Annotated in this window: 20 protein-coding genes and 1 pseudogene; 7 read left to right on the top strand and 14 right to left on the bottom strand. The window is 73.3% G+C overall.

The annotated features are described in order from the left end of the window. Nucleotides 1–21: 21 nt before the first annotated feature. The 7 genes from ABL310_RS05815 to ABL310_RS05785 are packed head-to-tail and all read right to left on the bottom strand — an operon-like array spanning nucleotide 22 to nucleotide 7,989. Nucleotides 22–1,131, bottom strand: a complete 1,110-nt coding sequence (locus ABL310_RS05815) for a glycosyltransferase (RefSeq protein ID WP_349370749.1) — start codon at nucleotides 1,129–1,131, stop codon at nucleotides 22–24. Then, complete coding sequence (locus tag ABL310_RS05810; protein WP_349370748.1) at nucleotides 1,128–2,225, bottom strand: glycosyltransferase; 1,098 nt, start codon at nucleotides 2,223–2,225, stop codon at nucleotides 1,128–1,130. Before ABL310_RS05810 ends, ABL310_RS05815 begins: the two co-directional genes overlap by 4 nt. Next, entirely contained in the window at nucleotides 2,222–3,352 is a 1,131-nt protein-coding gene (locus ABL310_RS05805; RefSeq protein WP_349370747.1) for a glycosyltransferase, read from the bottom strand. Before ABL310_RS05805 ends, ABL310_RS05810 begins: the two co-directional genes overlap by 4 nt. Continuing rightward, nucleotides 3,352–4,506 (bottom strand): glycosyltransferase family 4 protein, encoded by a 1,155-nt coding sequence (locus ABL310_RS05800; RefSeq protein WP_349370746.1) that lies wholly within the window; start codon nucleotides 4,504–4,506, stop codon nucleotides 3,352–3,354. The genes ABL310_RS05805 and ABL310_RS05800 overlap by 1 nt, the downstream gene beginning before the upstream one ends. Further along, entirely contained in the window at nucleotides 4,503–5,804 is a 1,302-nt protein-coding gene (locus ABL310_RS05795) for a TIGR04295 family B12-binding domain-containing radical SAM protein (RefSeq protein WP_349370745.1), read from the bottom strand. The genes ABL310_RS05800 and ABL310_RS05795 overlap by 4 nt, the downstream gene beginning before the upstream one ends. After that, nucleotides 5,801–6,889: an NAD-dependent epimerase/dehydratase family protein gene (locus tag ABL310_RS05790; RefSeq protein WP_349370744.1), complete on the bottom strand. Its 1,089-nt coding sequence runs from the start codon at nucleotides 6,887–6,889 to the stop codon at nucleotides 5,801–5,803. Before ABL310_RS05790 ends, ABL310_RS05795 begins: the two co-directional genes overlap by 4 nt. Continuing rightward, nucleotides 6,886–7,989: an NAD-dependent epimerase/dehydratase family protein gene (locus ABL310_RS05785; RefSeq protein WP_349370743.1), complete on the bottom strand. Its 1,104-nt coding sequence runs from the start codon at nucleotides 7,987–7,989 to the stop codon at nucleotides 6,886–6,888. Before ABL310_RS05785 ends, ABL310_RS05790 begins: the two co-directional genes overlap by 4 nt. A gap of 277 nt (nucleotides 7,990–8,266) precedes the next feature. Here ABL310_RS05785 and ABL310_RS05780 point away from each other — a divergent pair, with 277 nt between their 5' ends. Next, complete coding sequence (locus tag ABL310_RS05780; RefSeq protein ID WP_349370742.1) at nucleotides 8,267–8,533, top strand: hypothetical protein; 267 nt, start codon at nucleotides 8,267–8,269, stop codon at nucleotides 8,531–8,533. 228 nt (nucleotides 8,534–8,761) lie between these two features. Here the strand turns inward: ABL310_RS05780 and ABL310_RS05775 are convergent, their stop codons facing one another. Continuing rightward, nucleotides 8,762–9,538: an SDR family oxidoreductase gene (locus ABL310_RS05775; protein ID WP_349370741.1), complete on the bottom strand. Its 777-nt coding sequence runs from the start codon at nucleotides 9,536–9,538 to the stop codon at nucleotides 8,762–8,764. 100 nt (nucleotides 9,539–9,638) lie between these two features. Here ABL310_RS05775 and ABL310_RS05770 point away from each other — a divergent pair, with 100 nt between their 5' ends. From ABL310_RS05770 to ABL310_RS05760, 3 genes are all read left to right on the top strand, one after another. After that, nucleotides 9,639–10,550: an SMP-30/gluconolactonase/LRE family protein gene (locus ABL310_RS05770; RefSeq protein ID WP_349370740.1), complete on the top strand. Its 912-nt coding sequence runs from the start codon at nucleotides 9,639–9,641 to the stop codon at nucleotides 10,548–10,550. An 83-nt stretch (nucleotides 10,551–10,633) separates the two neighbouring features. Continuing rightward, entirely contained in the window at nucleotides 10,634–11,686 is a 1,053-nt protein-coding gene (locus ABL310_RS05765; protein ID WP_349370739.1) for an ABC transporter ATP-binding protein, read from the top strand. 10 nt (nucleotides 11,687–11,696) lie between these two features. Continuing rightward, nucleotides 11,697–12,803, top strand: coding sequence for an MBL fold metallo-hydrolase (locus tag ABL310_RS05760; protein WP_349370738.1), 1,107 nt, complete (start codon nucleotides 11,697–11,699; stop codon nucleotides 12,801–12,803). Here ABL310_RS05760 and ABL310_RS05755 read toward each other — a convergent pair. Then, nucleotides 12,763–13,119, bottom strand: coding sequence for a metalloregulator ArsR/SmtB family transcription factor (locus ABL310_RS05755; protein WP_349370737.1), 357 nt, complete (start codon nucleotides 13,117–13,119; stop codon nucleotides 12,763–12,765). The two genes, ABL310_RS05760 and ABL310_RS05755, sit on opposite strands and share 41 nt — an antisense overlap. Between ABL310_RS05755 and ABL310_RS05750 the strand changes: the two are divergent. Beyond that, a pseudogene (locus ABL310_RS05750) lies at nucleotides 13,061–16,480 on the top strand (DEAD/DEAH box helicase); the annotation flags it as partial. The gene ABL310_RS05755 and the pseudogene ABL310_RS05750 sit on opposite strands and share 59 nt — an antisense overlap. Nucleotides 16,481–16,686: 206 nt before the next feature. Continuing rightward, nucleotides 16,687–17,184, top strand: a complete 498-nt coding sequence (locus ABL310_RS05745) for a ferritin-like domain-containing protein (RefSeq protein WP_374730371.1) — start codon at nucleotides 16,687–16,689, stop codon at nucleotides 17,182–17,184. Between the two features lie 78 nt (nucleotides 17,185–17,262). Here the strand turns inward: ABL310_RS05745 and ABL310_RS05740 are convergent, their stop codons facing one another. The 5 genes from ABL310_RS05740 to ABL310_RS05720 all read right to left on the bottom strand — a co-directional run bounded on the left by ABL310_RS05740 (nucleotide 17,263) and on the right by ABL310_RS05720 (nucleotide 22,166). After that, on the bottom strand, nucleotides 17,263–17,748 hold the full coding sequence (locus ABL310_RS05740; RefSeq protein ID WP_349370735.1) for a cytochrome c-type biogenesis protein: 486 nt from the start codon (nucleotides 17,746–17,748) through the stop codon (nucleotides 17,263–17,265). A 5-nt stretch (nucleotides 17,749–17,753) separates the two neighbouring features. Continuing rightward, on the bottom strand, nucleotides 17,754–19,793 hold the full coding sequence (locus ABL310_RS05735; RefSeq protein ID WP_349370734.1) for a heme lyase CcmF/NrfE family subunit: 2,040 nt from the start codon (nucleotides 19,791–19,793) through the stop codon (nucleotides 17,754–17,756). A 52-nt stretch (nucleotides 19,794–19,845) separates the two neighbouring features. Beyond that, nucleotides 19,846–20,337 carry a cytochrome c maturation protein CcmE gene (gene ccmE, locus ABL310_RS05730; RefSeq protein ID WP_349370733.1) on the bottom strand — a complete coding sequence of 164 codons (492 nt, stop codon included), beginning with the start codon at nucleotides 20,335–20,337 and terminating at the stop codon, nucleotides 19,846–19,848. Nucleotides 20,338–20,389: 52 nt separating this feature from the next. Continuing rightward, nucleotides 20,390–21,556 (bottom strand): c-type cytochrome biogenesis protein CcmI, encoded by a 1,167-nt coding sequence (gene ccmI / locus ABL310_RS05725; protein WP_349370732.1) that lies wholly within the window; start codon nucleotides 21,554–21,556, stop codon nucleotides 20,390–20,392. A 142-nt stretch (nucleotides 21,557–21,698) separates the two neighbouring features. Beyond that, nucleotides 21,699–22,166, bottom strand: coding sequence for a glycine zipper 2TM domain-containing protein (locus ABL310_RS05720; RefSeq protein WP_349370731.1), 468 nt, complete (start codon nucleotides 22,164–22,166; stop codon nucleotides 21,699–21,701). A gap of 216 nt (nucleotides 22,167–22,382) precedes the next feature. Here ABL310_RS05720 and ABL310_RS05715 point away from each other — a divergent pair, with 216 nt between their 5' ends. Beyond that, nucleotides 22,383–23,570, top strand: a complete 1,188-nt coding sequence (locus ABL310_RS05715; RefSeq protein ID WP_349370730.1) for a trypsin-like peptidase domain-containing protein — start codon at nucleotides 22,383–22,385, stop codon at nucleotides 23,568–23,570. Nucleotides 23,571–23,678: the final 108 nt, after the last annotated feature.

Genomic DNA, 23,678 nt, shown 5'->3' with positions numbered 1-23,678 from the left:
GTGGAGAAGATGCATCCCGTCTCACAACCCCGCGACTTTTTTCCGCGTCATCGCGGCGCGGGCCGCCTGCGCTTCTTCGAGCGCCGCGACGAGCTCGCGGGCCCGCGCGACGCCGGTGTGGCGGGCCAGCGTCCGCGCCCGCGCATCGGCCGCGATCGCCTCCCGGCGCGCGTCGGGCGTCTGCGTGAGGAGGCGCACGACGTCGTCGGTGGCGTGGGCGACGATCATGGCCTCGCCGTCCGGCAGGAGATCGTCGAGCCCCTCCCAGAAATCGCCGACGATCGCCGCGCCGCAGGCGCCCGCCTCGAACAGCCGGACGCTCGGCGAGAAGCCCGCCGCGATCATGTCGGCGCGGGTGACGTTGAGCGTCCAGAGCTGACGGGAATAGAAGGAGGGGTGGTCCGCCGGCGGCAGGTGGGGGATGCGATCGACGTTGGGCGGCCAGGCGATGTCGTCGGGATATTGCGGGCCGGCGACGACGAAGCGCTTCTTTGGCAGGCGGCGCGCGGGCTCGATCAGGAGCCGCTCCAGCGTCGGCTGGCGGTCGGGCGAGTAGGTGCCGAGATAGCCGAGGTCCCAGACCGGCGCCTCGCCGGTGGGCGCGTAGGCGTCCGCCTCCACCGAGCAGTAGAGCGCCCGGGCGGCCCGGGCGCCGAGGTCGCGCTCCAGCCGCGCGAGGGTCGGGCCGCCGGTGAAGGAGAGATAGACGTCGAAGAGCGGGATCTGCCGCGCCTCGAGCGATTGCGTCTCCCCGCGCGCGAGCTGGGCGAGCGTCACGGGCGTATCGATGTCGTAGAAGGCGACAACGCCGCGGGCGGTCTCGACCACCCGGTCGATCACGGCCGGCCCGTCCGGGACGTAGGAGCCGACGATCACGGCGTCGGCGTCGCGGATCGCGGGCGCGTGGGCGGCGAGCGCGTCGAGATCCGCGTAGAGGTGGAGAGCGCAGAAATCGGGATCGGGGAGGTCGCGGCTGTTCGCGTACCAGGGCACGTCCCGCTCCAGGAAGGTGACGCGGTGGCCGAGCCGGGCGAGGCCGCGCAGCAGCGCGCGATAGGTGGTCGCGTGGCCGTTGCCCCAGGAGGAGGACAGCGAGAGCCCGAGGACGACGATGTCGAGCGGCTTCGTCATGCCGCCTCTCCCGTCCGGGTCTTCTTCTGCCTGAGCGCGCGCAGGATCGCGTCGGCCTCCTTGGCGCGGCGGGCGTAGGTGTGGTCGCGCAGCGCGCGGTCGAGGGCGCAGCGGCCGATGCGCTGGGCGGCCTCCGGCGTCAGCCAGCCCATGATCTCGGCGACGTCCCGCCCGTCGCGGGCGACGAGGATCTCCTCGCCGGGCGCGAAGAACTCGGCGACGCCCTCCCAATGGTCGGTGATCAGGCAGGCGCCGGCGCCGGCCGCCTCGAAGACGCGGGTGGGCGGCGAGAAGCCGACATGCGCCATGCTCTCGCGGTTGACGTTGAGCACGGCCTTGGGCGTGACGTTGAAGGCGTTGTGGTCGCGCTGGCCGACATGCCCGATGGCGCGCACGTTCGGCGTGATCTGCCAGGGCTCCCAGCCGGAGCCGCCGAGCAGGAAGGCCTTGTCCGGCGCCGCCGCGGCGGGCTCCAGGAAGAAGGTGCGCACCCGCGCCTCGCGATCGGGCATGCGGTTGCCGAGGAAGGCGAGATCGGCGGAAAAGCGCGGGTCCGGGTCGACCGGGTGGTGGGTGTCGGGGTCGAGCGCGTTGTAGATCGGGTGGCAGGCGTGGGCGCCGAAGGCTTCGTAGCGGCTCACCACCGGATGGCCGCCGCCATAGGTCATCACCGCGTCGAGACGCGGCAGCATGCGGCGCACGGCGTGGCTCTCGTCGCCGGCCATCTCGGCCAGCGTCGCGGGGGCGTCGACGTCCCAGAACAGCCGGACGGCGTCGTCGCGCGCGACGTCCATCACCGCCTCCAGGATGGCGTCGTCGGCGTAGCCGACACCGCTCGCCTTGACGACCACGTCGGCGTTCGCGGCCTGCGCCGCCGCGGAGCGCACGCCCTGCGGGCTCGCCTCGTAGACGACGACGCGGGCCCAGGGCGGCTCGTCCATGTCGCGATGCTTCTGCCGGTCGAAGGCGTCGGGCTCGTAGAAGACGATCTCGTGCCCGTGCGCGGCGAGCGCCTTGAGAAGCCCGCGATAGTAGGTCGCCGCGCCGTTCCAGTAGGAGGACAGAAGGCTGGAGGCGTAGAAGGCGATCTTCACGGGAGGGTCTCCGTCTCTGTGGTCTCCTGCTCGCGCGTCCCGACGCCGAGATCGGCGAGGATGCCGATCAGCTCGTCGACGCGGTGGGCGCAGGTGTGGCGGGCGCGGATGGTCTCGAGGCCGGACGCGGCGAGCGCCGCGGCGCGGTCGGGCTCGTTCAGGATGGTGCGCAAAGCCGCGCGCATGGCCTCCCCGTCCTCGGCGAGGAGGTAGTCCTCGCCCGGGCGGAACAGCCCTTCCGCATCCTCCCAGGGCGCACAGACGAGGGGGATGCCGCAGGCCAGCGCCTCGAACACCCGGATCGTCGGGATGCCGGGCAGGCTCTCGACGTAGGGCCGGCGCGGCACGTGGACGGTGACGCGATGCCGGGCGAAGACCTCCGGCGCGTCGGCATTGGCGATCCAGCCGCGATAGGCGATGCCGGCCTCCTCGAGCGCCGCGAGCGCCTGGGGCGGGTAGCGCACGCCCCAGGCCTCGGCGACGAGCCCGAGATCGCGCACGGGCTCGACCAGGAACGCGCGCAGCTGCTGATCGCGCTCGCCGTCGCCCCAATTGCCGATCCAGACCAGGTCGCCGGTCTTCTCGACCTCGGGAAGCGGCCGGAACAGGCGCGTATCCGCCGCCTCGTGCCAGACATGCACCTGGCGGCCCCAGCCGGCGGCGCGGTAGCGCGCGGCGAGGGCCTCGCCGAAGGCGAGCACGCCGTCGTAGTCGCGCAGCTCCAGCCCGGCGATCGCCTTCTCGGCGGAGACGGCGCGATGGTGGGTGTCGTGGAAGAGCAGCGTGAACGGCGCGCCCTCCCGGCGCAGCCAGCCGATCTCGGCGACGATGGCGGGATCGGTCCATTCATGCACGACGACCACGTCGGCGCCCTCGAGCGCGGCGGCGTGGTCGAAGCCGCGCTCGTAGAGCCGCTCCTCCAGCTCGGGGAAGTCTCGCTCGAACCGGTCGAGGGGGGCGAAGCCCTGGTCGGCAGCGAGATTGGCCCGGCTCCAGGCGTCGAAGGGCGCGAGCGCCACGGCCTCGTGGCCGCGATGGACGAGCTCGCGCATGACGCCGCGCAGGAAATGCGCGTTGCCGTGGTTCCAGTCGGAGGCGAGGGAGTGACAGTAGAAGACGAAACGCATCACGCGGTCTCCGGAAGCGGCATCGGCCACCGGGCCGGCCGCATGACGTCCTCGGGCGCGGCGGCCAGCGCCTCGGTATAGATCTCCATCAGGCGCTCGGCCTGGGCCTGCGGCGCGTAGCGCGTCGCGCGCTCCTGCGCCTGCGCGACGTGCCAGGCATGGACCCGCGCGTCGCCGGCGACGCGATCGATCGCCTCGGCGAAGCCCGCGGCGTCGTCCGCGTCGACGAAGGTGGCGGCGCCGTCCCACAATTCGCGGAAGGTCGGGATGTCGGAGAGGACGAGGGCGCAGCCCTCCTGCGCGGCCTCGAGCACGGCGAGGCCGAAGGGCTCGTAGCGGGCCGGCGAGACGAAGACGGCCGCCCGGGAGAGCGCCGCACGGGTCTCGGCCGGCGCGGCTGCGCCCGGCGCCTCGGCGTGGCGGAAATCGACGACCTCGCCGTTCGGCCCGGCGGTCGCGCCGAGCGCCAGGACCGGCGTCGAAGCGAGCGCCGCGGCGGCGTCGAGGAGGCGGGCGTTCTTCGCCTCGTCCCACCAGCGGCCGATGGCGAGCGCAGTGGGACGTCCGTCGTTCGGCTCCGGCGGGAGCGGGCGCGCGAAGCTCGCGTTGCGGACCACGTCGAGGGAGGGCAGAGACCCGTAGGCGCGGGTGAGCGCATTGGCGTGGCTGCGGCTCGGCGCGAGCACCCGGTCGGCCCGCGCGAAGCCTTCGCGCACGAGCCGGGCGTTCAGAGCGAACTCCTCCGGCGGCTCGCCGCCGCGCAGCGCCGCCCACCAGGTCGTCATGCAGGAATGGGACATGACGATCACCGGCCGCGTCGTCGCCAGCCCCCGGGCGTGGGAGGGATAGTTCAGGTGGAGGAGATCGACGTCGTAGAGATCGGCGACGCCCTCCAGCACCGCCGGGATCCCGTCGAGCGCCGCCTCCTCCGCCACCAGCCAGTCGAGCGGATGGTCGAACCACAGAAACGTCACGCCCTCGGTCTCGCGCGCCTCAGCGCGCTGCTCGGCGGAGGGCTCGGGCCCGAAGGCGACGAGCACGGTCTCGACGCCGTGAGGCCCGAGCGCGCGGGCCATGTCGAGCGCATGGCGCCAGACGCCGCCGACGGCGTCGCAGGTGACGAGGATGCGGCGTGGCGAGGGCGGGATCGTCATGCGCGCGCCCCGCAGCAGACGTCTTCGAGCTCGGCGAGCGGACGCGGCCGCTCGTCCTGGATGTCGCTGAACCGGTCGAAGGCGGCGAGGTAATGCTCGTGCGCCCGCTCCCAGGCGTGGTCGTCCGGCAGGCCCCAGAGCTCGCGGTAGGAGGGCGAGGACGGGTAGGGGTAGAGCGGCACGGGATCGTTCGCCCACACGCCGCGCGCAATCAGGTGCTCGCGCCAATGGGCGACGATCTCCTTCGAATCGGTGGGCGTGCCGATCAGGTTCGCCTGCACGAAAGGCACGTGCGCGCGCGCCTTCACGAGGAGCGCGGCGAGCTCGGGCGTGTCCATGCGGCAGCGCTTGGCCAGCATCTCGCGGCCCTCCTCGGTGAGGCTCTCGAGCCCCGCCTCGATGGAGACGCAGCCCGCCTCGCCCAGGAGCTCGAGCAGGTCGGGCTTCCACAGATCGATGCGGGTCTGAACGCCGAAGACGACCGGGCGCTCGATCAGCGCCTCCAGCAGGGCCTTCTGCGGCAGGAAGATCTCGTCGATGAAGTAGAGATAGCCGACGCCCTGGGCGATCAGGCCGTCGATCTCTGCGAGCACGTGCTCGAGCTTCCGGCGGCGGTACTTGTCGCGGTAGTCGATCTTGGCGCAGAAGGCGCAATCGTAGGGGCAGCCGCGCGAGGCCTCGACCTCCGCGCCGTGGCCAACGAAGGGGCCCTCGTCGAAGCGGTGATGATGATGCGGGTGGTTCGCGAGCCATTCCCGCGGCCAGACGAGCGGCGCGTGGTCGACGAAGGGGCTCGCCATCGTCGGCCCGCGGGTCTCCAGCGCGCCGTCGACCAGGCGCGCGACGCCGTCGACCTGCGACCAGTCCGAGGTCTCCGCCAGCGCGACCACCGTCTCCTCGCACTCCCCGCGGATCACGGCGTCGACGCCGAGCTTCTCGAGCGTGGGCTTGGGCGTCGCAGAGCCGTGCGGGCCGACTGCGACCGTGCGCCCGCCGCGCCCGGCGAGCGCGGCGAGGAATTCCGCCGGCACGCGCAGCTCCGGCGGGGCGCAGCGCCAGAACAGGTAGGTCGGGGCCGTGGTGACGACGGTGATGTCCGGCCGGTAGTCGGCGACCCGGGCGGCGAGCGCGGCGTTGTCGGCGTCCTGCAAGAGCCCGTCGAGCATCAGCGCCTCGTGGCCCGCGGCCTCGAGCAGGGCCTTGGCATAGCCGAGCTCGAGCGGCAGGTGCTCGTGGCGGCAGCCGAAATAGATCGATCCGTCGAAGCTCCAGGCCGGGTTGACGAGCGCGACCTTCATGCCGTGAGCCTCCTTTCCGTCGTCTCGCGCGGGGCGCGCGCGCCGCCGCGGAGGAAGTCCTGGGTCTCGAGCCAGCGCGCAAGATCGGCGAGCCCGGCCCGCCAGTCGGTGCGCGCGCGCCAGCCGAGCGCCGCCTCGAGGCGGCGGGTGTCGGCGACGAAGTAGAGCTGGTCGCCCGTGCGCCACGCGGAACGGTCGAGCCGCAGCGGGCCCGCCAGCGCCTCGATCGTATCGAGCACGGCCCGCAGGCTGACCGCGTTGGCGGGCCCGCCGCCGAGGTTGAAGACGCGCCCACGCACGGCGTCGATGCCCTCGAGCGCGGCGCGATAGGCGGCGACGGCGTCCGAGACGTGGAGGATGTCGCGCACCTGCTTGCCGTCGCCGAAGATGGTGATCGGCTCGCCGCGCAGCGCCCGGATCAGGAAATGCGCGACCCAGCCCTGGTCCTCGGTGCCGAACTGGCGCGGGCCGTAGATGCAGCTCATCCGCATCACCGCCGTGCGCAGGCCGAAGGAGCGGGCGTAGTCGAGCACGTACTGGTCCGCCACGCCCTTCGAGCAGCCGTAGGGCGTGTGGAAGGAGAGCGGCCGGGTCTCGGAGACCCCGTTCGCCCGCACCTCCGCGTCCACCGGTTCGTAGGCCTCCGCGCCCTCGCGCATGGCGAGGTCGCCGAGGTCGCCGTAGACCTTGTTGGTCGAGGCGAAGACGAGGGGCGCGAGCGGGTTGACCCGGCGCACCGTCTCGAGCAGCGCCAGCGTGCCGGCGGCGTTGACGGAGAAGTCCTCGAGCGGATCGGCGAGCGAGGTCGTCACCGCCACCTGGGCCGCGAGATGCACGATCCCGCGCGCCTCGGCGACCGCCGTCTCCAGCGCAGGACCGTCGCGGACGTCGGCCTTCAGATGGCGCACGCGATCGCCGTGGCGTTGGCGCAGCCAGGCGAGATTGCGCTCGACGCCGGGGCGCGCGAGCGTGTCGATCACGGTGACGCGCCCGCCCTCGGCCAGCACGCTGTCGGCGAGGTTCGCGCCGATGAAGCCCGCGCCGCCGACGATCAGAAGGGGCTTGTCGGTGGCGGCGCCCGTCATGTCACGAGCCCTCGCGCCTCGAGGTGCCGGCGCATCTCGGCGCCGCGGTCGGACGCCTTCTGCGAGGCGACCCAGTCGACCAGCGGCCCGAGCGCCGTCTCCAGCCGGTATTCCGGCTCGAAGCCGAGAATCTCGCGCGCCTTGGCGATGTCGGCGTAGCAATGGCGGATGTCGCCGGCGCGCGCCTTGCCCAGGATCTCGGGCTCGATCTCGGCGCCCATCGCCTCGCCGAGCAGGCGGGCGACGTCGCAGACCGTATAGGCGCGCCCCGAGCCGATGTTGATCACCTCGCCGTCGGCCCGCGGCGTCTCCATGGCGAGGCGGAAGGCGCGCGCGACGTCCGCCACGTGGACGAAGTCGCGCTTCTGCTGGCCGTCCTCGAAGATCGTCGGCGCCTCGCCGTTGAGGTAGCGCGCGGCGAAATTGGCGAGCACGCCGGTATAGGGGTTCGACAGGGCCTGGCCGGGCCCGAAGACGTTGAAGAGCCTCAAGCTAACGCATTCCATGCCGTAGGCCGGGCAGGCGATCATCACCGCGCGCTCCTGGGCGTACTTGCCGAGGGCGTAGATGGAGGCGAGGTCGACGGGCTTGGTCTCGTCGGTGGCGACGGGGGTGAGCGCCGCGTTGCCGACGACAGGGTCCCAGCGGCCGGACTCGATCGCGCGCTTGTCGCGCTTCGCGTCGGCGACGAGAGCGCCGTCCGGGGCGCGGTAATAGCCCTCGCCGTAGACGCTCATGGAGGAGGCGACGACGACGCGCTCCACAGGCTCCTCGATCAGCTCCTGGAGGAGCACGGCGGTGCCGACGTCGTTGGCGCTGGTGTAGCGCTCGATCTCGTACATGGACTGGCCGACCCCCACCTCGGCCGCGAGGTGGAACACGCCGTCGACGCCGGAGACGGCGCGCCGCACGGCGTCGGCGTCGCGCACGTCGGCGTGGATGAAGTCGCAGCCTTGCGGAATCGGGGGGCAGCCGGCGCCGTGCACCTGCTCGATCAGGCTGTCGAGGAGCCGCACCGAATGGCCGTGCTCTCTGAGCTCCGCGGCGAGGGCGCGGCCGATGAAGCCCATGCCGCCGGTGATCAGGTAGGTCTTGGTCATGAACGCTCCCTGCGCGGACCCGCGCCTCCGGCCGGACGCGAGCAGAGAAGAAGAAGAAGATGCTGGAGCGAACGCCATCTCGGCGTCGCGGTTCCGTCGGCCAACGCGAAAAGATGCGCGACGTTCCTAGGAACGCGCGGGCGCGAGGAAAAAAGGCTTTGTGGAGGATGCGGGGGTGGTCTGGGCCCCTGCGTGGGCGGACGGCGCGATTCGACTCTCTCGCCTCCCCGACCTACATTTCGAAGCGTATTCGCGACCGATCGAGGAACCGTGGGCCATGGCGCGCACGCCCCGCACGCCCGCCGACATCGCCCGCCGCTTCGCCGCGCGCTCGGCCGCGGCCGGCGAGGGCGCCCGCCCCGCGGACGCGGGGGCCTTCGCCCGGCAGACCTATCGCCTGCCGCGCGAGCAGGCGCGCGAGACCGCGCGCGAATGGTTCACGCGCTATCCCAAGGCCGCCTACATGACGCGGGTCGAGAGCTGGCGCGTGCTGGACGACGGGCTGATCGAGTTCACCATGCGCCGCCTGCCGACGGCGGATTGAGCCGCCGGCGAAGGTTCGCGATATCATCCCGGGCGCCGAACGGCGACCCGGGACCCATATCCGCCGACGCCTTTTTCGCAGCCTTCAGGCTTCGTCGCGCGACCTCGATGCACGGATCGGCGTCGAGACGAGCGCGCGATGCGCGCTCGATGAGACGTCGAGGTTATGGGTCCCGGGTCCGCTTCGCGGCCCGGGATGACAGGTCTTTCGAGACGCGTCCGCGCGCTCTCAGACGATCCCCCCGTCCACCCGGAAGTCCTGCGAGGTGCAGGCGCTCGACACGTCGGAGGCGAGAAACAGCGCGAGCTCGGCCACGTCCTGGCCGACGAGCCGGCGCGGCAGGCATTGCAGGGCGAGGATCTCCGCCTCGCGCTCCGGCGAGATCCACAGGTCGAGCTGCTTTTGCGTGAGAATCGCGCCCGGCACGATGGCGTTGACCCGCACGAAGTCGCGGCCGAACTCGCGGGCGAGCTGGCGGGTGAGGCCGCGCACGGCGGATTTCGCGGTGGCGTAGGCGGTGAGGTCGGGCACGCCGATCATGTAGGAGGTCGAGCCGAAATTGACGATCGAGCCCGCCCGGCGCGGGGCCATGTGGCGGAAGGCGGCCTGGGCGGCGAAGAACTGGTGCTTCAGGTTCACCGCCATCGCCGCGTCCCAGTCGGCCGGGCCGATCGTCGCCGCCGGCTGGCGCCTGTCGTTGGCGGCGTTGTTCATCAGCGCGTCGAGCCGCCCCGTCTCCGCCGCCGCGCGGTCGATGGCGGCGACGAGCGCGTCGGTGTCGGTGACGTCGACCCGCGCGAACACGACCCGCGCGCCCGTCTCGTCGCAGAGCCGCCGCGCCAGGGCCTCCCCCGCCGCCGCGTCGAGATCGACGAAATAGGTCGCCGCCTTCTGGGCCGCGAAGGCGCAGACGAGGTCGGCCCCGATGCCCGACGCGCCGCCGGAGACGAACACGGTCTTGTCGGCGAGATCGCGGTAGAGGGCGGTCGGGGCGGCGGCGCTCATCGGGGGCCTCGAGGCGGGGTGTGGACGCCGGACGCTAGACGCGAGGCTCCGGGCGGTCAATAAACGCTGCGCGAGATCCGCCCCTGCTACCGAGGATGTCATGCGCACGATCGAGGCCCGCCTGCTCGTCAGAACCAGCGCCGTTCTCGGCGAAGGCATCCAGTGGAACCCGTACGACGGCCGGCTCTGGTGGACCGACATCCACGGCCGGCTCCTCCTCTCCTGCGACGCCGACGGCGGCGACCTGAGGAGCCGCGCGCTGGAGGAGCGCCTCACCGCCTTCGCCTTCCCCGAGAGCGGGGGCGATGTCGTCCTCGCCGCCTTCGCGAGCGGCCTCTTCGCCCTCGACCTTTCGACCGGCGCACGCCGGCGGCTCACCGCCTTCGAGCCGGAGAACCCGGCCACGCGCCTCAACGACGGGCGCTGCGATCCCGCGGGCGCGTTCGTCGTCGGCGGCATGGACGAGGCCGCGCACCAGCCGGTTTCCCGGGTGATCCGCTACGACGGCGTCGTCGAGACGCCCCTCGTCACCGGGATCGCCATCACCAACTCCATCGCCTTCTCGCCCGACGGCCGGACGATGTTTCTCGCCGACAGCCCGACGCGCACGATCTGGCGCCACGTCCGCGATCCGCAGACCGGCGCGCTGGGCGCGCGCGAGGTCTTCGCCACCACGGCCGAGGGCGAGGGCGTGCCCGACGGCGCCTGCGTCGACGCCGAGGGCGGGCTCTGGAGCGCGCGCTTCGACGGCGCCTGCGTGCAGCGCCACCTGCCGGACGGGACGCCCGACATCCGCGTGACGCTCCCCGCCTCGCAGGTCACCTGCTGCTGCCTCGGCGGCCCGAACCTCGACCGGCTCTACATCACCACCGCCCGCGAGGGCATGACGCCGGACGCCTATGCCCGCGAGCCGCTGGCCGGGGGGATCTTCGTGGCGGACGTGGGTGCGGCGTTCGGGATCCGGGGGCTGCCGGAGCGGCGCTTCGCGGGGGCGCTCCCGGCGGTGGGGTGAGGCGCGGCGTGCGCCGGGGGGCGTCATGCGCCTGTCACGCGCGGGCGGAACAAGGCGGGCAGGGGCCAGAACCAGGAGACACGATGAGCGGGCTCGAGCTCGACGGGGTGACGAAGGCGTTCGGCGCGGCGCGGGCGGTCGACGGGGTCGGCCTCGCGGTGGCGGAGGGCGCGTTCCTGGCGCTGCTGGGGCCGTCGGGCTGCGGCAAGACCACGCTCCTGCGCCTCGTCGCGGGGCTCGAGCGGCCGAGCGCCGGGCGCATCGCCATCGCCGGGCGCGTCGTCGCCGATGGCGGGACCTTCGTCGAGCCGGAGGAGCGCGGGCTCGGCATGGTGTTCCAGTCCTACGCGCTGTGGCCCCACATGTCGGTCGCCGACAACGTGGCCTTCGGGCTGAAGGTGCGCCGCCTGCCGGCCGACAAGCGCCGCCGGCGCGTCGCCGACGCGCTCGCCATGGTGGGCCTCGCCGATTTCGCCGACCGCAAGCCCGCGCAGCTCTCCGGCGGCCAGCGCCAACGGGTGGCGCTGGCGCGCTGCCTCGCGCTGGAGCCGCCGCTGATCCTGCTCGACGAGCCGCTGGCCAATCTCGACGCCCATCTGCGCGAGACCATGCAGCGCGAGTTCCGCCGCCTGCACCGCGAGACCGGCGCGACCTTCGTCACCGTCACGCACGATCAGGCCGAGGCGATGGCGCTCGCCGACACGATCGCCGTGATGCACGAGGGCCGCCTCCAGCAGGTCGCCGCCCCGCAGGACCTCTACGCCGCCCCGGCGACCGAGATGGTGGCGCGCTTCATCGGCCGCGGGGCGCTCGTGCCGGTCGCGATCCTCGAGCCCGCCCGCGAGGGCCGCCTGACCGTCTCCCTCGCCGGCCGCACCCTCGCCGCCCGCGGCGCGGCGACGGCGCCCGGCCCGGGCCGGCTCGTCCTGCGCTCGGAGACGCTCTCCCTCTCCGAGGCCCTCGACGCCATCCCCGCCCGCGTGGTCGACGCGGTCTATCGCGGCGGCGCCCACACGCTCGACCTCGCCATCGACGGGGTGGAGGACGTCCTCGTGCAGGTCCATTCCCGCGAGGCGCGCGCGCCGGGCACGCGGGTGGGGCTCGCGGTGGAGGACGCGTGGGCGCTCGCGGAGTGAGGATCACCGCATGAGGGTCACGGCTCTCTCGGGTTTCGGGACCAAGGGCCCGGCCTGCTTCCTCGTCGAGATCGACGGCGCGCGGCTCCTCCTCGATTGCGGCGAGGGCCCGGACGCGGGACGCCGGCCGGACCTTTCGGGCGTCGGCCGGCTCGACGCCGTCCTGATCAGCCACGGGCACGGCGACCATGTCGGCGCGCTCGACCTCGTCCCGGAGGACGCGCCCCTCTACGCCACCGCGCCCGTGATCGCCATCGCCGGCCATCCGGCGCTGGCCCGCGCCCGCCCGCTGCCGCTCGCGGGGGAGACGACCATCGCCGGCGTTCGGGTGGAGACCGGGCGCGCGAGCCATGCGCCGGGCGGCGTCTGGCTGCGGCTCGGCGGGGCCGAGGGCGTGCTCTATACCGGCGACGTCACCGCCGAGAGCGCCGTCTACCCCCTCGACCCGTTCCCGCCGGCGCACATCGTCATCGCCGACGCCGCCTACGGGACCTGGGACACGCCCCTCGCCGAGGCCGCCCTGCCGCTCCTCGCCCGCGCCCGCGCCGGCGGGCCGCTGCTGCTCCCGTGCCCCGCCGACGGCCGCGGCCTCGACATGGCGCTCGCGCTGGCGGAAATTCTCCCCGTGCGCCTCGACCCCGCCCATCGCCGCGTCGCCGCGATCGCCCTCGCCCACGGCCTCGTCGCGGACGCCGCGGCCGGCGCGGTCGCCCGCCTCCTCGCCGAGACCGAGCCGCTGACGGAGGACGCGCCCCTCTTCGGCGCCATGATCGCCGCCGGCCCGAACGCCGAGACGGGCGTCGCCGCCGCCCTCCTCGCCCGCGGCGGAGCCGACATCGTCTTCACAGGCCACGTGGCGGAAGGCACCCCGGCCGCGGAGGCGGTCGCCGCGGGCCGCGCGACCTTCCTGCGCTGGAACGTCCACCCGCGCCTCTCCGACCTGCGCGCGCTGGCCGCGCGGACGCGGCCGCAGGCGCTGATGCCGGCGTTCCTGGCGGGGGAGCGGGTGGGAGAGCTGGCGGAGGCGCTGGCGGGGGTGCGGGTGGTGGAGAGCCTCGTCCTCGAGGCCTCGCCCCTCACCGCACCGCGCAGAACGCCTTCTGCAGCGCGCCGATGACCTCGATCACCTCGGGGCGGGCGAGGGAATAGTAGATGTTCTTGCCGTCGCGGCGGCTGGCGACGAGGTCGTCGGCGCGCAGGCGGGCGAGCTGCTGGGACACGGCCGGCTGGCGCATGTTCAGCATCTCCTCGAGCTCGGTGACGGACTTCTCGCCCTCGATCAAGACGCACAGGATGATCAGCCGCGTCTCGTGCGAGAGCGCCTTGAGGAATTCGCTCGCCTCGCGGGCGTTGGCGAGGAGCTGGTCGACGTCGATGACGGGCGCGACGGCGCGGTCGGCGGCGCGATCGATGGTCTGTGCGGCGGCGGTCATCCGTGCGCCCTCGGCCTCTCTGCTCGACCCGACGGGTCGAGCCGCATGTGCATCATTCGACGTAGGTCGTATGTATATAAGCGTCTCTTTCCCAAGGGAAAGAGGAGGGGAAACGCGCATACCGCGCGCGCGATCCGAACCGCGGCGAACCCGCGGGCCGGCGCCGGCGTTGCCCGAACCCGTCCCTCGTCTTCTCCTTGCACGATCCATGCCGCCTCGCAACCGCCGCGCCTCGAGCCTGCCCGCCTCCGCGCCGATCGGGCGCCTCGCCCTCGCCCTCGCGCGCCGGGCGGATCCGAAGCGCCCGCTGATCCACGTCGCGACGAGCGCCCGCCGGGCGCAGGCGCTCGTCGAGACGGCGCGGGCGCTCTGCCCGGAGGTCGCGATCGCGCATTTCCCGGGCTGGGACTGCTTCCCCTACGACAGGATGCCGCCCTCGAAGGCGTGCATGGGCGCGCGCATGGGCGTGCTGCGCTGGCTGACGGACGCGGAGAATCGCCCCGGCCTCGTGATCACCACCCCCGCGGCGCTCGTGCGCCGCGTGCCGCCGCGATCGGTCTGGGCCTTCGCCCACCACGACATCCGCGTCGGCGACGCGTTCGAGGCCGACACGCTCGAGGCGGCGCTGGTGCGCATCGGCTATCGGCTCGACGATCGGGTCGACGAGCCGGGCGAGGCCGCCTTCCGGCCCCACGTGCTCGATCTCTTCCCCGCCGCCGCGCCCCTGCCCTGCCGGGTCGAGCACGAGGACGGGCGCGTCGTCGCCGTCCGTTCCTACGATCCCGCCACGCAGACCGGCGCGGCCGACACCGCGCATCTCGTCGTCGACCCCGCTTCCGAGATCGTTCGCCCGCCGGACGCCCCCGCGGAGCCGCTCGCCTACGGCGCGGAACACCGTCTGGCGGAGCGCTACGACACGCTGGAGACGCTGTTCGCCTATTGCCCCGACGCGCGGCTGACGCTTGAGGAGGAGGCGGACGGGCTCGTCGCGGACGCCCTGGAGGAGGTGCGCGACGCCTGCGAGACCGCCCGCGCCATGCGCGAGGCCCGCGAGGGCGCCCGCCCTCCCCTGCCGCCGGAGGCGCTGCATCTCACCCTCGCGGAATGGCGGGAGGCCCGCGATGCGCGAAAACCCGAGATCGTCGCCGCCGGGACGGGGAAGGAGGCCGGCGTGCCGCGCTTCGTCGTGCAGGAGCGCCCGCGCCCGGCCTTCGCGCGCTTCGTGGCCGAGCGCCGGAAGTCGGGCGAACGCGTGCTGCTCGCGGCGGATGCGGAGCTGCTCGCGCCGTTCCTGCGCCGGGCGCGCGGCGCGCTGAAGGAGAGCCCGACCCGGGTCGCCGATTTCGCCGAGGCGGCGCGAGCGAAGACGGGCGCTCTGTGCGCCCTAGCGGCGCCGCTCGAGGCCGGCTTCGTCGACGAGGAAACCGGCGTCGTGGTGATCGCGGCGGCGGATCTCCTCGGCGAGACCGGGATCGCGCGGCGCCGCGGGGCGCGCCTCGGCGAGGACGCGACCCTGCCCGCGATCGGCGACGTCGTCGTCCACGCCGAGCACGGGCTGGGGCGGCTCGACGGGCTCGAGCGCATCGGCGCCGGCGCGCAGGAGGACGACGCCCCCCGCGAGGCGGCGCGGCTCGTCTACGCCGACGGCGCGACGCTGCTCGTGCCCGCGGACGAGCTCGACCGCGTCTGGCGTCACGGCGGGTCCGGCGACGCGGTGAAGCTCGACCGGCTCGACACGGACAGCTGGGCGAAGCGCCGCGCCGACGTCGAGGCCGCCATCGCCAAGGCCGCGGCCGATCTCCAGCGCCTCGCCGCGGCGCGGCGGGAGGCGACGGCGCCCGCGCTCCACGCCTCCGAGCGCGACCTCGCCCGCTTCGCCGCGCGCTTCCCCTTCGCGCTCACGCCGGACCAGGCGTCGGCGGTCTCCGCCGTTCTCGCCGACATGGCGCGGACGACGCCGATGGACCGGCTCGTCTGCGGCGACGTCGGCTACGGCAAGACCGAGGTGGCCCTGCGCGCCGCGGCGGTGGCCGCCTTCGCCGGCAAGCAGGTCGCGCTCGTCGCGCCCACCACCGTGCTGGCGCGCCAGCACGCGGATACGCTGCACCGCCGCTTCGCCGGCTTCGGCGTCCCCGTCGCGCAGCTCTCGCGGCTGGTGCCCGAGGCGGAGGCGAAACGGGTGCGCGCGGGCCTCGCAGACGGCAGCGTGCGCATCGTCGTCGGCACGCACGCGCTGGCGGTGGAGGGGATGCGCTTCTCCGACCTCGGGCTCGTCGTGGTCGACGAGGAGCAGCGCTTCGGCGCCGAGGACAAGGAGGCGCTCCATGCCCTGGGCGAGGGCGCGCACGTGCTCACGCTGACCGCGACGCCGATCCCGGCGACGCTGGCGGGGAGCCTGATCGGCCTGCGCGACCTCTCCACCATCGCGACGCCGCCCGTCGCGCGAAAGCCGGTGCGCACGGCCCTCGCCGCATGGGACCATTCGGTGGTGCGCGAGGCGCTCGCCCGCGAGCGCGCCCGCGACGGACAGAGCTTCGTCGTCCTGCCGCGCATCGCCGACATCGACGGCGTTCGCGCCCGGATCGCGGCGCTCCTGCCGGATCTGCGGCTCGCCGTGGCGCACGGGCGCATGAAGCCCGCCGCCATCGACGACGCGATGCTCGACTTCGCCTGCGGCGACGACCCGCCGGACGTGCTGATCGCCACCAACATCATCGAGAGCGGCCTCGACGTGCCGCGCGCCAACACGATGCTGATCGTGCGGCCCGACCGGTTCGGCCTCGCCCAGCTCCACCAGCTGCGCGGGCGCGTCGGCCGCGGGCCGCGGCAGGCCGCGTGCTGGCTCCTGACGGAGGCCGACACGCAGCTCGCGGAGGACACCCGCGCGCGGCTCGACGCGCTCGTCGCCAACGACCGGCTCGGCGCCGGCTTCGCGCTCTCGTTGCGCGATCTCGATCTGCGCGGGGCGGGAGACCTGCTGGGCGACGCCCAAGCGGGGCACGCGGCCGAGATCGGCATCGAGCTCTATCGCGACCTCCTCGACCGGGCGCTGGCCGCGGCGCGCGGGGAGAGGGAGGCTTCGGCGATCGCGCCGCGGGTCGAGATCGGGCTCCACGGCGCGATCCCGGAGGATGTCGTCGCGAGCCCGGACATGCGCCTCGAGCTCTACGCCCGCCTGGCCCGGCTCCAGGACGAGGAGGCGCTCGACGCGCTCGCGGAGGAGGTCGAGGACCGGTTCGGGGCGCCGGGCGAGGCGATGGAGGACGCGCTCGCGCTGGCGCGCCTGCGGCTCGCCTGCCGGCGGCTCGGCATCCTGCGGCTCGAGGCCGGCCCGGCGGCCGTGGCGGCGACCTTCGTGGAGGACGCGGCGAACGCCGTGCGCGAGCGCACCGAGCCGCCGCTCGCCTGGCGCGGCAACCGGTTGGTCTTTCCGCGCGAGAGCGAGAGCCCGCACGAGCGGCTCGCGCTGGCGCAGGCGCTGGTCGAGGCGCTCGACGCGGCGTCCTGCGCACGGCGGGAACCCGGATGCGGCCGGGCGGTTCGTCCCGCGCCCTTCAACAGGAGCTCATGCCCATGGCGAACCAGAAGACTCTCGAGGACCTGTTCCTCGACACCCTCAAGGACGTCTATCACGGCGAGAAGCAGGCGCTGCGCGCCTATCCGCGCATCGTCAAGACCATCGACGACGACGATCTCAAGCAGGCGTTCGAGACGCATCGCGAGGAGACGGAGGGCCAGATCGAGCGGCTCGACCAGATCTTCGAGATGCTCGGCAAGCCCGCCCGCGGCAAGACCTGCGAGGCGGTGCAGGGGCTGATCGAGGAGGCCAAGGAGGTCATGTCCGACTTCAAGGGCTCCCCCGCCCTCGACGCGGGCGTGATCGCCGCCGCCCAGGCCATCGAGCACTACGAGATCTCGCGCTACGGCACGCTGCGCACCTGGGCCAACGAGCTCGGCATGAAGGACGCGGCGAAGCTGCTCGAGCAGACCCTCAAGGAGGAGAGCCGCACCGACGAGAAGCTCACCAAGCTCGCCGAGAAGGCCGCCAACAAGAAGGCGGCCTGAGCCTACGGTCGGCTCCGACCGAGCGCGGGGCGCACCCCGTGCGCACCGGCGGCGCGGCCCGGTCGCGAGGGCCGCGCCTCACCCCTTCTCGCGCTCCAGGATCTTCGCGAGCGTCGCCTCCTCCTCCGCCGAGAGGCCCGGCGCGGTGGGCGCGTTCGCCGCGATGCGGCGGCGGCGCACGGTGACGAACAGGCCCGCCGCGCCGGCGATCAGCACGAGGGTCGGGCCGACCCAGAGCATGATCGTGTAGGCGTTCATCGGCGGGCGCAGCAGCACGAAGTCGCCGTAGCGGGCGACGACGAAGTCGAGGACCTGGTCGTTCGTGTCCCCCGCCTCGAGGCGCTCGCGCACCAGGATGCGCAGGTCCTTGGCCAGCGGCGCGTCCGAATCGTCGATGGACTGGTTCTGGCAGACGAGGCAGCGCAGGCCCTTCGAGACCTCGCGGGCGCGCTCCTCGAGCGCGGGATCGTCGAGCATCTCGCTCGGATTGAGCGCCTGGGCCGGGCTCGCGAGCGCGAACCCGGCGATGGCGAGAGCGGCGAGGAGGGCGCGCAGGCGGTTCATGGCGGTCACTCCGCGGGAACGGCGGCGGTGGCGCCGCCCTCGGCCGGGCGACCGCCGGCGCTCTTGCGCGCGCCCGGCTGCGACCCGGACTGCGAGCCTTTCGAACGCACCGGCGCGCCGACCCGGAAGCGGCGGTCCGTCAGGGAGACGGCGGCGCCGGCCGCCATGATCACCGAGCCGATCCAGATCAGCAGCACCCAGGGCTTGTAATAGAGCCGCACGCCGAGCGAGCCGTCCGGCTGCACCTCGCCGAAGGAGATGTAGACCTGGCTGAAGCCGAAGGTCTCGAGGCCCGCCTCGGTGGTCGACATGCCGCGGGCGGGGTAGATGCGCTTCATGGTCTCGAGCAGCGCCACCTCGCGGCCGTCGTCGAGGAGCGTGAAGCGCGCGACGTCCTCGCGGTAATTGTGCAGCGTGCGCGGGAAGACGCCCTCCAGCCGGGCCTCGTAGCCGGCGATCGGCTGCACGTCGCCCGGGTTCATCGAGACGATGCGCTCCACCGACCAGGCGGTGGCCGCGATGCCGATGACGGTGACGCCGACGCCGGCATGGGCGAGGACCGTGCCCCAGGTGGAGCGCGGCAGGCCCATCGCGCGCTTCGCCGCGAGCGAGAGGCCGCCCGCGCCCTTCGCCCGCGTGATCACCTCGTTGAAGGCGCCGAGCACGAGGAAGACGCCGAGCCCGACCGCCAGCGGCGCGAGCGCCGGGCCGCCGAAGGTGAGCGCGTAGACGCCGATCGTCGCCAGGATGGCGAGGCCCGCCGCGGCGTAGAGCCGGCTCGCGACGCCCGACAGGTCGCCGCGCTTCCAGGCGAGGACCTGACCGAACGGCAGCAGCATCAAGAGCGGGATCACCACAGGCAGGAAGGTGGCGTTGAAGAAGGGCGCGCCGACCGAGATCTTCGCCCCCGTCAACGCCTCGAGCGCGAGCGGGTAGAGCGTGCCGATGAAGACCGTCGCGCAGGCGGTGGTGAGAAAGAGGTTGTTGAGGACGAGCGCGCCCTCCCGCGAGACCGGCGCAAAGATGCCGCCCTGCTTCAGCATCGGCGCGCGCCAGGCGAAGAGCGCGAGCGAGCCGCCGATGAAGAAGATCAGGATGCCCAGGATGAAGAGGCCGCGGTCGGGGTCGACGGCGAAGGCGTGCACCGAGGTCAGCACGCCCGAGCGCACCAGGAAGGTGCCGAGCAGCGACAGCGAGAAGGTCAGGATCGCGAGCAGGATGGTCCAGACCTTGAGCGCGTCGCGCTTCTCCATGACGATGGTGGAGTGGATCAGGGCCGTGCCGACGAGCCAGGGCATCAGCGAGGCGTTCTCGACCGGGTCCCAGAACCACCAGCCGCCCCAGCCGAGCTCGTAATAGGCCCAGTAGGAGCCCATGGCGATCCCGAGCGTCAGGAAGCCCCAGGCCATGAGCGTCCAGGGACGCACCGCGCGCGCCCAGACCGCGTCGATCTTCCCCTCGATCAGGGCCGCCATGGCGAAGGCGAAGGTGATCGAGAAGCCGACATAGCCGACGTAGAGGAGCGGCGGATGGATCGCGAGGCCGGGATCCTGGAGGAAGGGGTTGAGGTCCTGCCCCTCGAACGGCGCGGGCTCGAGCCGCTCGAACGGGTTCGAGGTCATCAAGAGGAAGAGCAGGAAGGCGACGGTGATCAGCCCCTGCATGGCGATGGTGTTGGCGCGCAGCTTCGGCGGCACGGCGTTCTTCGCCACCGCCACGAGGGCGCCGAACAGGGCGAGGATGACGATCCACAGGAGCATCGAGCCCTCGTGGTTCCCCCACACGCCGGTGAGCTTGTAGACGAAGGGCTTGGCCGAATGCGAGTTGGCGACGACGTTGTAGACCGAGAAGTCCGACGTCGCGTAGGCGAAGGTGAGCACCCCGAACGAGAACAAGACGAGCCCGAAGACGCCCAGCGCCGCCGGGGGGCCGACGTTCATCAACGTGGCGTCGTTCGACCGCGCGCCCCAGAGCGGCACGAGGAACTGGACCAGGGAGAGGCCCAGCGCCAGGGCCAGCGCGAAATGTCCGGCTTCGATCAGCATCGCGGCGCGTTCCTCGTCGGATCGTTCTCGGTTGCGGGGGAGCGACGCCAGATCACTGCGTCGGCGTCGTGATCGGCAGGTCGCGGGCGGCGGCGGGCCGCACGGCGGGACCGTCGTGCTGCCACAGGCCGTTCTCCTTGAGCGCGTCGGCCACCTCGCGCGGCATGTAGTTCTCGTCGTGGCGGGCGAGAACCGTGTCTGCGACGAAGAGCCCCGCCGGGTCGAGACGGCCCTCGGCGACGACGCCCTGCCCTTCCCGGAACAGGTCCGGCAGCAGGCCCTGGTAGCGAACGGCGACGATGCCGCCGCCGTCGCCCACCTTGAAGGTGGTGATCTGGTCGCCGTGGCGCTCCACCGAGCCCGCCTCGACGAGCCCGCCGAGGCGGAAGCGCACGCCGGGCTCGACGCCCTCGGCGACGACCTGCGCCGGCGCGCGGAAGAACACGATCGTGTCGCTCATCGCCCACAGGACGAGGCCGAGCGCGATCGCGAGCGTCGCGCCGGCTGCGCCGATCATGGTGAGGCGGCGTTGCTTTCTCGTCATCGCTCGCTGGTCCCGAACTCGGTCATCGTTCCACGGATCATTGTTCCACGGTTCACTGGGCCTGCGCGGCGGGCGGCAGGCCCATCTCGGCGGCGGCGGCGTCGAGCGCGGAGAGCGCCTGCGCGTCCCCCGCGAGCGCCGTCCGCGCGTCCGCGAGGGCGCCCTGCGCCTTGTCGCGCTCGCCGAGGACCGCGTAGGAGCGCAGCAGCCGCACCCACTCGTCCGCCGTGCCGCCTTCCTCCTTCAAGCGCGAAGCGAGGCCTTCGACCATGCCGCCGATCGCCGCAAGGCGATCCGCCTCGGGGAGCGCGGCCAGCGCGGCGCCGGCCTCCGAGCCGGGCGCGCCGGCGAACGGGTTCTCGCGCGGGGCGAGGGGCTCGCCGCCGACGGCGACGAGGCGCTCGTTGACGATGCCCATCCAGGGCGCGTTCGCGGGCGAGCGGCGGGCGATCTCCTCGTAGGCGGCGCGGGCGGCGTCGACGTCCCCGTCCTGCTCGAGGGCCTGGGCGAGGTAGAAGCGCGCCTTGGGGTGGTTCGCGTCGAGCGCCAGCGCCCGCTCGAAGGCCTCGCGCGCCTGCGCCTTGATGACGCCGGCCTCGGCGTTGACCAGCGCCTCGCCGAGATTGGCGAGGCGCGTCGGGTCCTCGCCGAGCAGGCGCATCGCGTTGAGATAGGCCCCGGCCGCGTCGCGGTAGCGGCCCTCGCGCATGTAGACGGGGCCGAGCACGTCCCAGCCGCGACCGTCGTCCGGATCGGCGGCGAGATGCGCCTCGATGCGGGCCACCGCCTCGGTGATGTCGAGATTGCGCGGGTCGATGGTCTGCTCCAGCCGCGCGGAGAGCGGCTGGGCCGGAAGGTGCGGCGAGCCGTAGGCGCCGTAGACGGCCAGCGCGAGCAGCGGCACGGACGAGAGCGCGATGGCGGAGGCCGCGCGGCGCCGGCGCAGGGCCGGCTCGTCGACCGCATCCTTGGGGTCGCGCTCGTTCGAGGCGGCGCGGATCAGGCGGCGGGCGGCCTCGGCCTTGGCGGCGCGCATCTCCTCGGCGGTGATCAGGCCGCGGCCGTGGTCGCGCTCGATCTCGGCGATCTGGTCCTCGTAGAAGAGACGCTCGCCCTCGGCCGCGCTCGCGGCCTCCGTCGGCTTGCGGCGGGACAACGGCACGAGCACCGCCAGCACGGCGGCGCCCGTCATCACGGCGAAGAGGATCCAGATCGTCATGGCCCCGAATGTACTGCGTCGAACGCGGCGGAACGATGCTACCGCTCGGCGACACGGTGTCACGCGAGGAGAAGTACGCACAAAAAAGGGGCTGATCCAGCCCCTTTTCCCGGCGTCCAGCCGCTGAATTATGCGCTTCGGCTCAGCCGACGATCTGCCAGGAGCCGTCCGGCTGGCGGCAGGCGGTGCCGTAGGCCTGCTGCGGACGCCCGCCGATATAGACGGTGTGCTGGTACTCGCGGCAATAGCCGGCGCGGGTCTGGACGGGCTCGAAGGCGATCACCTCGCCGTAGGCGTCGTCGCCCTGCCAGCGCACCGGCCGGCCGGAAGGCGCGGCGAAGGCCTGCTGCTGGGCGATGTAGGCGCGGCGCTGCTCCTCGGCGTCGAGGTTGGCGCCGATCTGGCCGCCGATCAGGCCGCCGATCGCCGCGCCGAGCGCGCCGGCCGCGATGCGCTCGGCGGTGCCGCCGCCGAACTGCGAGCCGATGGCGCCGCCGATCAGCGCGCCGGAGAAGCCGCCGACCTGCTGGTTCGGGCCGGCCCCGGCGCAGGCGCCGAGGGTCAGGGTGGCGGCGACGACGCCCGCCAGGGCGATACGGGAAGTCTTCATGGTGGTCACGACTCGCATGAATGTGAACGGTGTCGCTTGTTCACGCCCATAAAGCGGCAGGATGATGAACGGCGGGTGAATGGCGGGACTGCGGGCCGCGGCGCCGACCCGCATCGCCACCTTACCGAATTGTCATCTTCGGGTGAGGACGCGGCAAGCTCGGCCGTGGCAGGATCGGTCGCGAGGATTCCGCCACAGCACAGGAGCCATGCCGCCATGCCGCGATCGCTCGTCGTCACCGCCCGCGCCGGCCTTCTCGCCGCCGCCGGCCTCGCCGCGCTCGCAGGCGCCGGGGCCGTGGGCACGGGCATGCTGCCGCCGCCGCCGGCGCAGGCCGACCCGCTGACGCTCGAGCAGCCCCTGGTGATGCCCTCCTTCGCCGACGTGGTCGAGCGCGTGCGCCCGGCCGTCGTGTCGGTGCGGGTGCGGGCGCAGACGGTCGCGACCCGTGGGCCGGAGGTCTTCGGGGGACCGTCGCCGCTGCCGGGGATCGAGCCGGGACACCCGCTCTACGACTTCTTCCGCCGCTTCGAGGACCGCGAGCCGCGCGGGCGCCGCGGGCCGCCGCCGGAGCGCTTCGCGGCCTCGCAGGGCTCGGGCTTCTTCGTCTCGCAGGACGGCTATCTCGTCACCAACCACCACGTCGTCGAGAACGCCGCCGAGGTGGAGATCCTGATGGACGACGGGCGCGTCTTCGACGCCCGCGTGGTCGGCACGGATCCGCGCACCGACCTCGCCCTCGTCAAGGTGGACGCCGACGGCGCGCGCTTCCCCTACGTGGAGTTCGCCCCGGAGGCGACGCGCATCGGCGATTGGGTGGTGGCGATCGGCAACCCGTTCGGGCTCGGCGGCACGGTGACGGCGGGCATCGTCTCGGCACAGGCGCGCGACATCGGCGCGGGGCCCTACGACGACTTCATCCAGATCGACGCGCCGATCAACCGCGGCAATTCCGGCGGGCCGACCTTCAACCTGCGGGGCCAGGTGGTGGGGGTGAACACGGCGATCTTCTCGCCGTCGGGCGGAAACGTCGGCATCGCCTTCGCCATTCCCGCCCACGTGGCCGAGGACGTGACGAGCCAGCTGCGCGCGGACGGGGCGGTGACCCGCGGCTTCCTCGGCGTGCAGGTGCAGGCGGTGACGCCGGAGATCGCCGAGGCGATCGGGCTCGGCACGGCGCGGGGCGCGCTGATCGCCCAGCCCCAGCCGGGCACCCCGGCCGCCTCCGCGGGGCTGCGCACGGGAGACGTCATCCTCGCCGTCGCCGGCGAGGCGGTGGAGGACCACCGTGATCTCACCCGCCGAATCGCGGCGATCGCGCCGGGGACGCAGGTGCCGCTCACCGTCTTCCGCAAGGGCCGCGAGGCGACGATCGACGTGCGCATCGGCCGGCTGGGGACGTGAGCGATCGCGCGGGAGCGGGCCGAGAACGGCCGGCTGGGGCGGCCTCGCCACCGTCATCCCGGGCGCCGAACGGCGACCCGGGACCCATACGCGCCGACGCCGGTTTCG

Source organism: Salinarimonas sp. (genome assembly GCF_040111675.1).
Taxonomy (GTDB): domain Bacteria; phylum Pseudomonadota; class Alphaproteobacteria; order Rhizobiales; family Beijerinckiaceae; genus Salinarimonas.
This window is presented reverse-complemented; position numbering and strand designations above follow the sequence as displayed.

Excerpts from the sequence above, each read along its gene's own strand:
- ABL310_RS05755 (WP_349370737.1), bottom strand. The coding sequence starts at position 13,119 with ATGACCGCCGCCGCACAGACCATCGATCGCGCCGCCGACCGCGCCGTC.
- ABL310_RS05800 (WP_349370746.1), bottom strand. The coding sequence starts at position 4,506 with ATGACGATCCCGCCCTCGCCACGCCGCATCCTCGTCACCTGCGACGCC.
- ABL310_RS05805 (WP_349370747.1), bottom strand. The coding sequence starts at position 3,352 with ATGCGTTTCGTCTTCTACTGTCACTCCCTCGCCTCCGACTGGAACCAC.
- ccmE (WP_349370733.1), bottom strand. The coding sequence starts at position 20,337 with ATGACGAGAAAGCAACGCCGCCTCACCATGATCGGCGCAGCCGGCGCG.
- ABL310_RS05780 (WP_349370742.1), top strand. The coding sequence starts at position 8,267 with ATGGCGCGCACGCCCCGCACGCCCGCCGACATCGCCCGCCGCTTCGCC.
- ABL310_RS05745 (WP_374730371.1), top strand. The coding sequence starts at position 16,687 with ATGCCCATGGCGAACCAGAAGACTCTCGAGGACCTGTTCCTCGACACC.
- ABL310_RS05760 (WP_349370738.1), top strand. The coding sequence starts at position 11,697 with ATGAGGGTCACGGCTCTCTCGGGTTTCGGGACCAAGGGCCCGGCCTGC.
- ABL310_RS05715 (WP_349370730.1), top strand. The coding sequence starts at position 22,383 with ATGCCGCGATCGCTCGTCGTCACCGCCCGCGCCGGCCTTCTCGCCGCC.
- ABL310_RS05740 (WP_349370735.1), bottom strand. The coding sequence starts at position 17,748 with ATGAACCGCCTGCGCGCCCTCCTCGCCGCTCTCGCCATCGCCGGGTTC.
- ABL310_RS05775 (WP_349370741.1), bottom strand. The coding sequence starts at position 9,538 with ATGAGCGCCGCCGCCCCGACCGCCCTCTACCGCGATCTCGCCGACAAG.
- ABL310_RS05720 (WP_349370731.1), bottom strand. The coding sequence starts at position 22,166 with ATGAAGACTTCCCGTATCGCCCTGGCGGGCGTCGTCGCCGCCACCCTG.
- ABL310_RS05765 (WP_349370739.1), top strand. The coding sequence starts at position 10,634 with ATGAGCGGGCTCGAGCTCGACGGGGTGACGAAGGCGTTCGGCGCGGCG.
- ABL310_RS05795 (WP_349370745.1), bottom strand. The coding sequence starts at position 5,804 with ATGAAGGTCGCGCTCGTCAACCCGGCCTGGAGCTTCGACGGATCGATC.
- ABL310_RS05770 (WP_349370740.1), top strand. The coding sequence starts at position 9,639 with ATGCGCACGATCGAGGCCCGCCTGCTCGTCAGAACCAGCGCCGTTCTC.
- ccmI (WP_349370732.1), bottom strand. The coding sequence starts at position 21,556 with ATGACGATCTGGATCCTCTTCGCCGTGATGACGGGCGCCGCCGTGCTG.
- ABL310_RS05815 (WP_349370749.1), bottom strand. The coding sequence starts at position 1,131 with ATGACGAAGCCGCTCGACATCGTCGTCCTCGGGCTCTCGCTGTCCTCC.
- ABL310_RS05735 (WP_349370734.1), bottom strand. The coding sequence starts at position 19,793 with ATGCTGATCGAAGCCGGACATTTCGCGCTGGCCCTGGCGCTGGGCCTC.
- ABL310_RS05790 (WP_349370744.1), bottom strand. The coding sequence starts at position 6,889 with ATGACGGGCGCCGCCACCGACAAGCCCCTTCTGATCGTCGGCGGCGCG.
- ABL310_RS05785 (WP_349370743.1), bottom strand. The coding sequence starts at position 7,989 with ATGACCAAGACCTACCTGATCACCGGCGGCATGGGCTTCATCGGCCGC.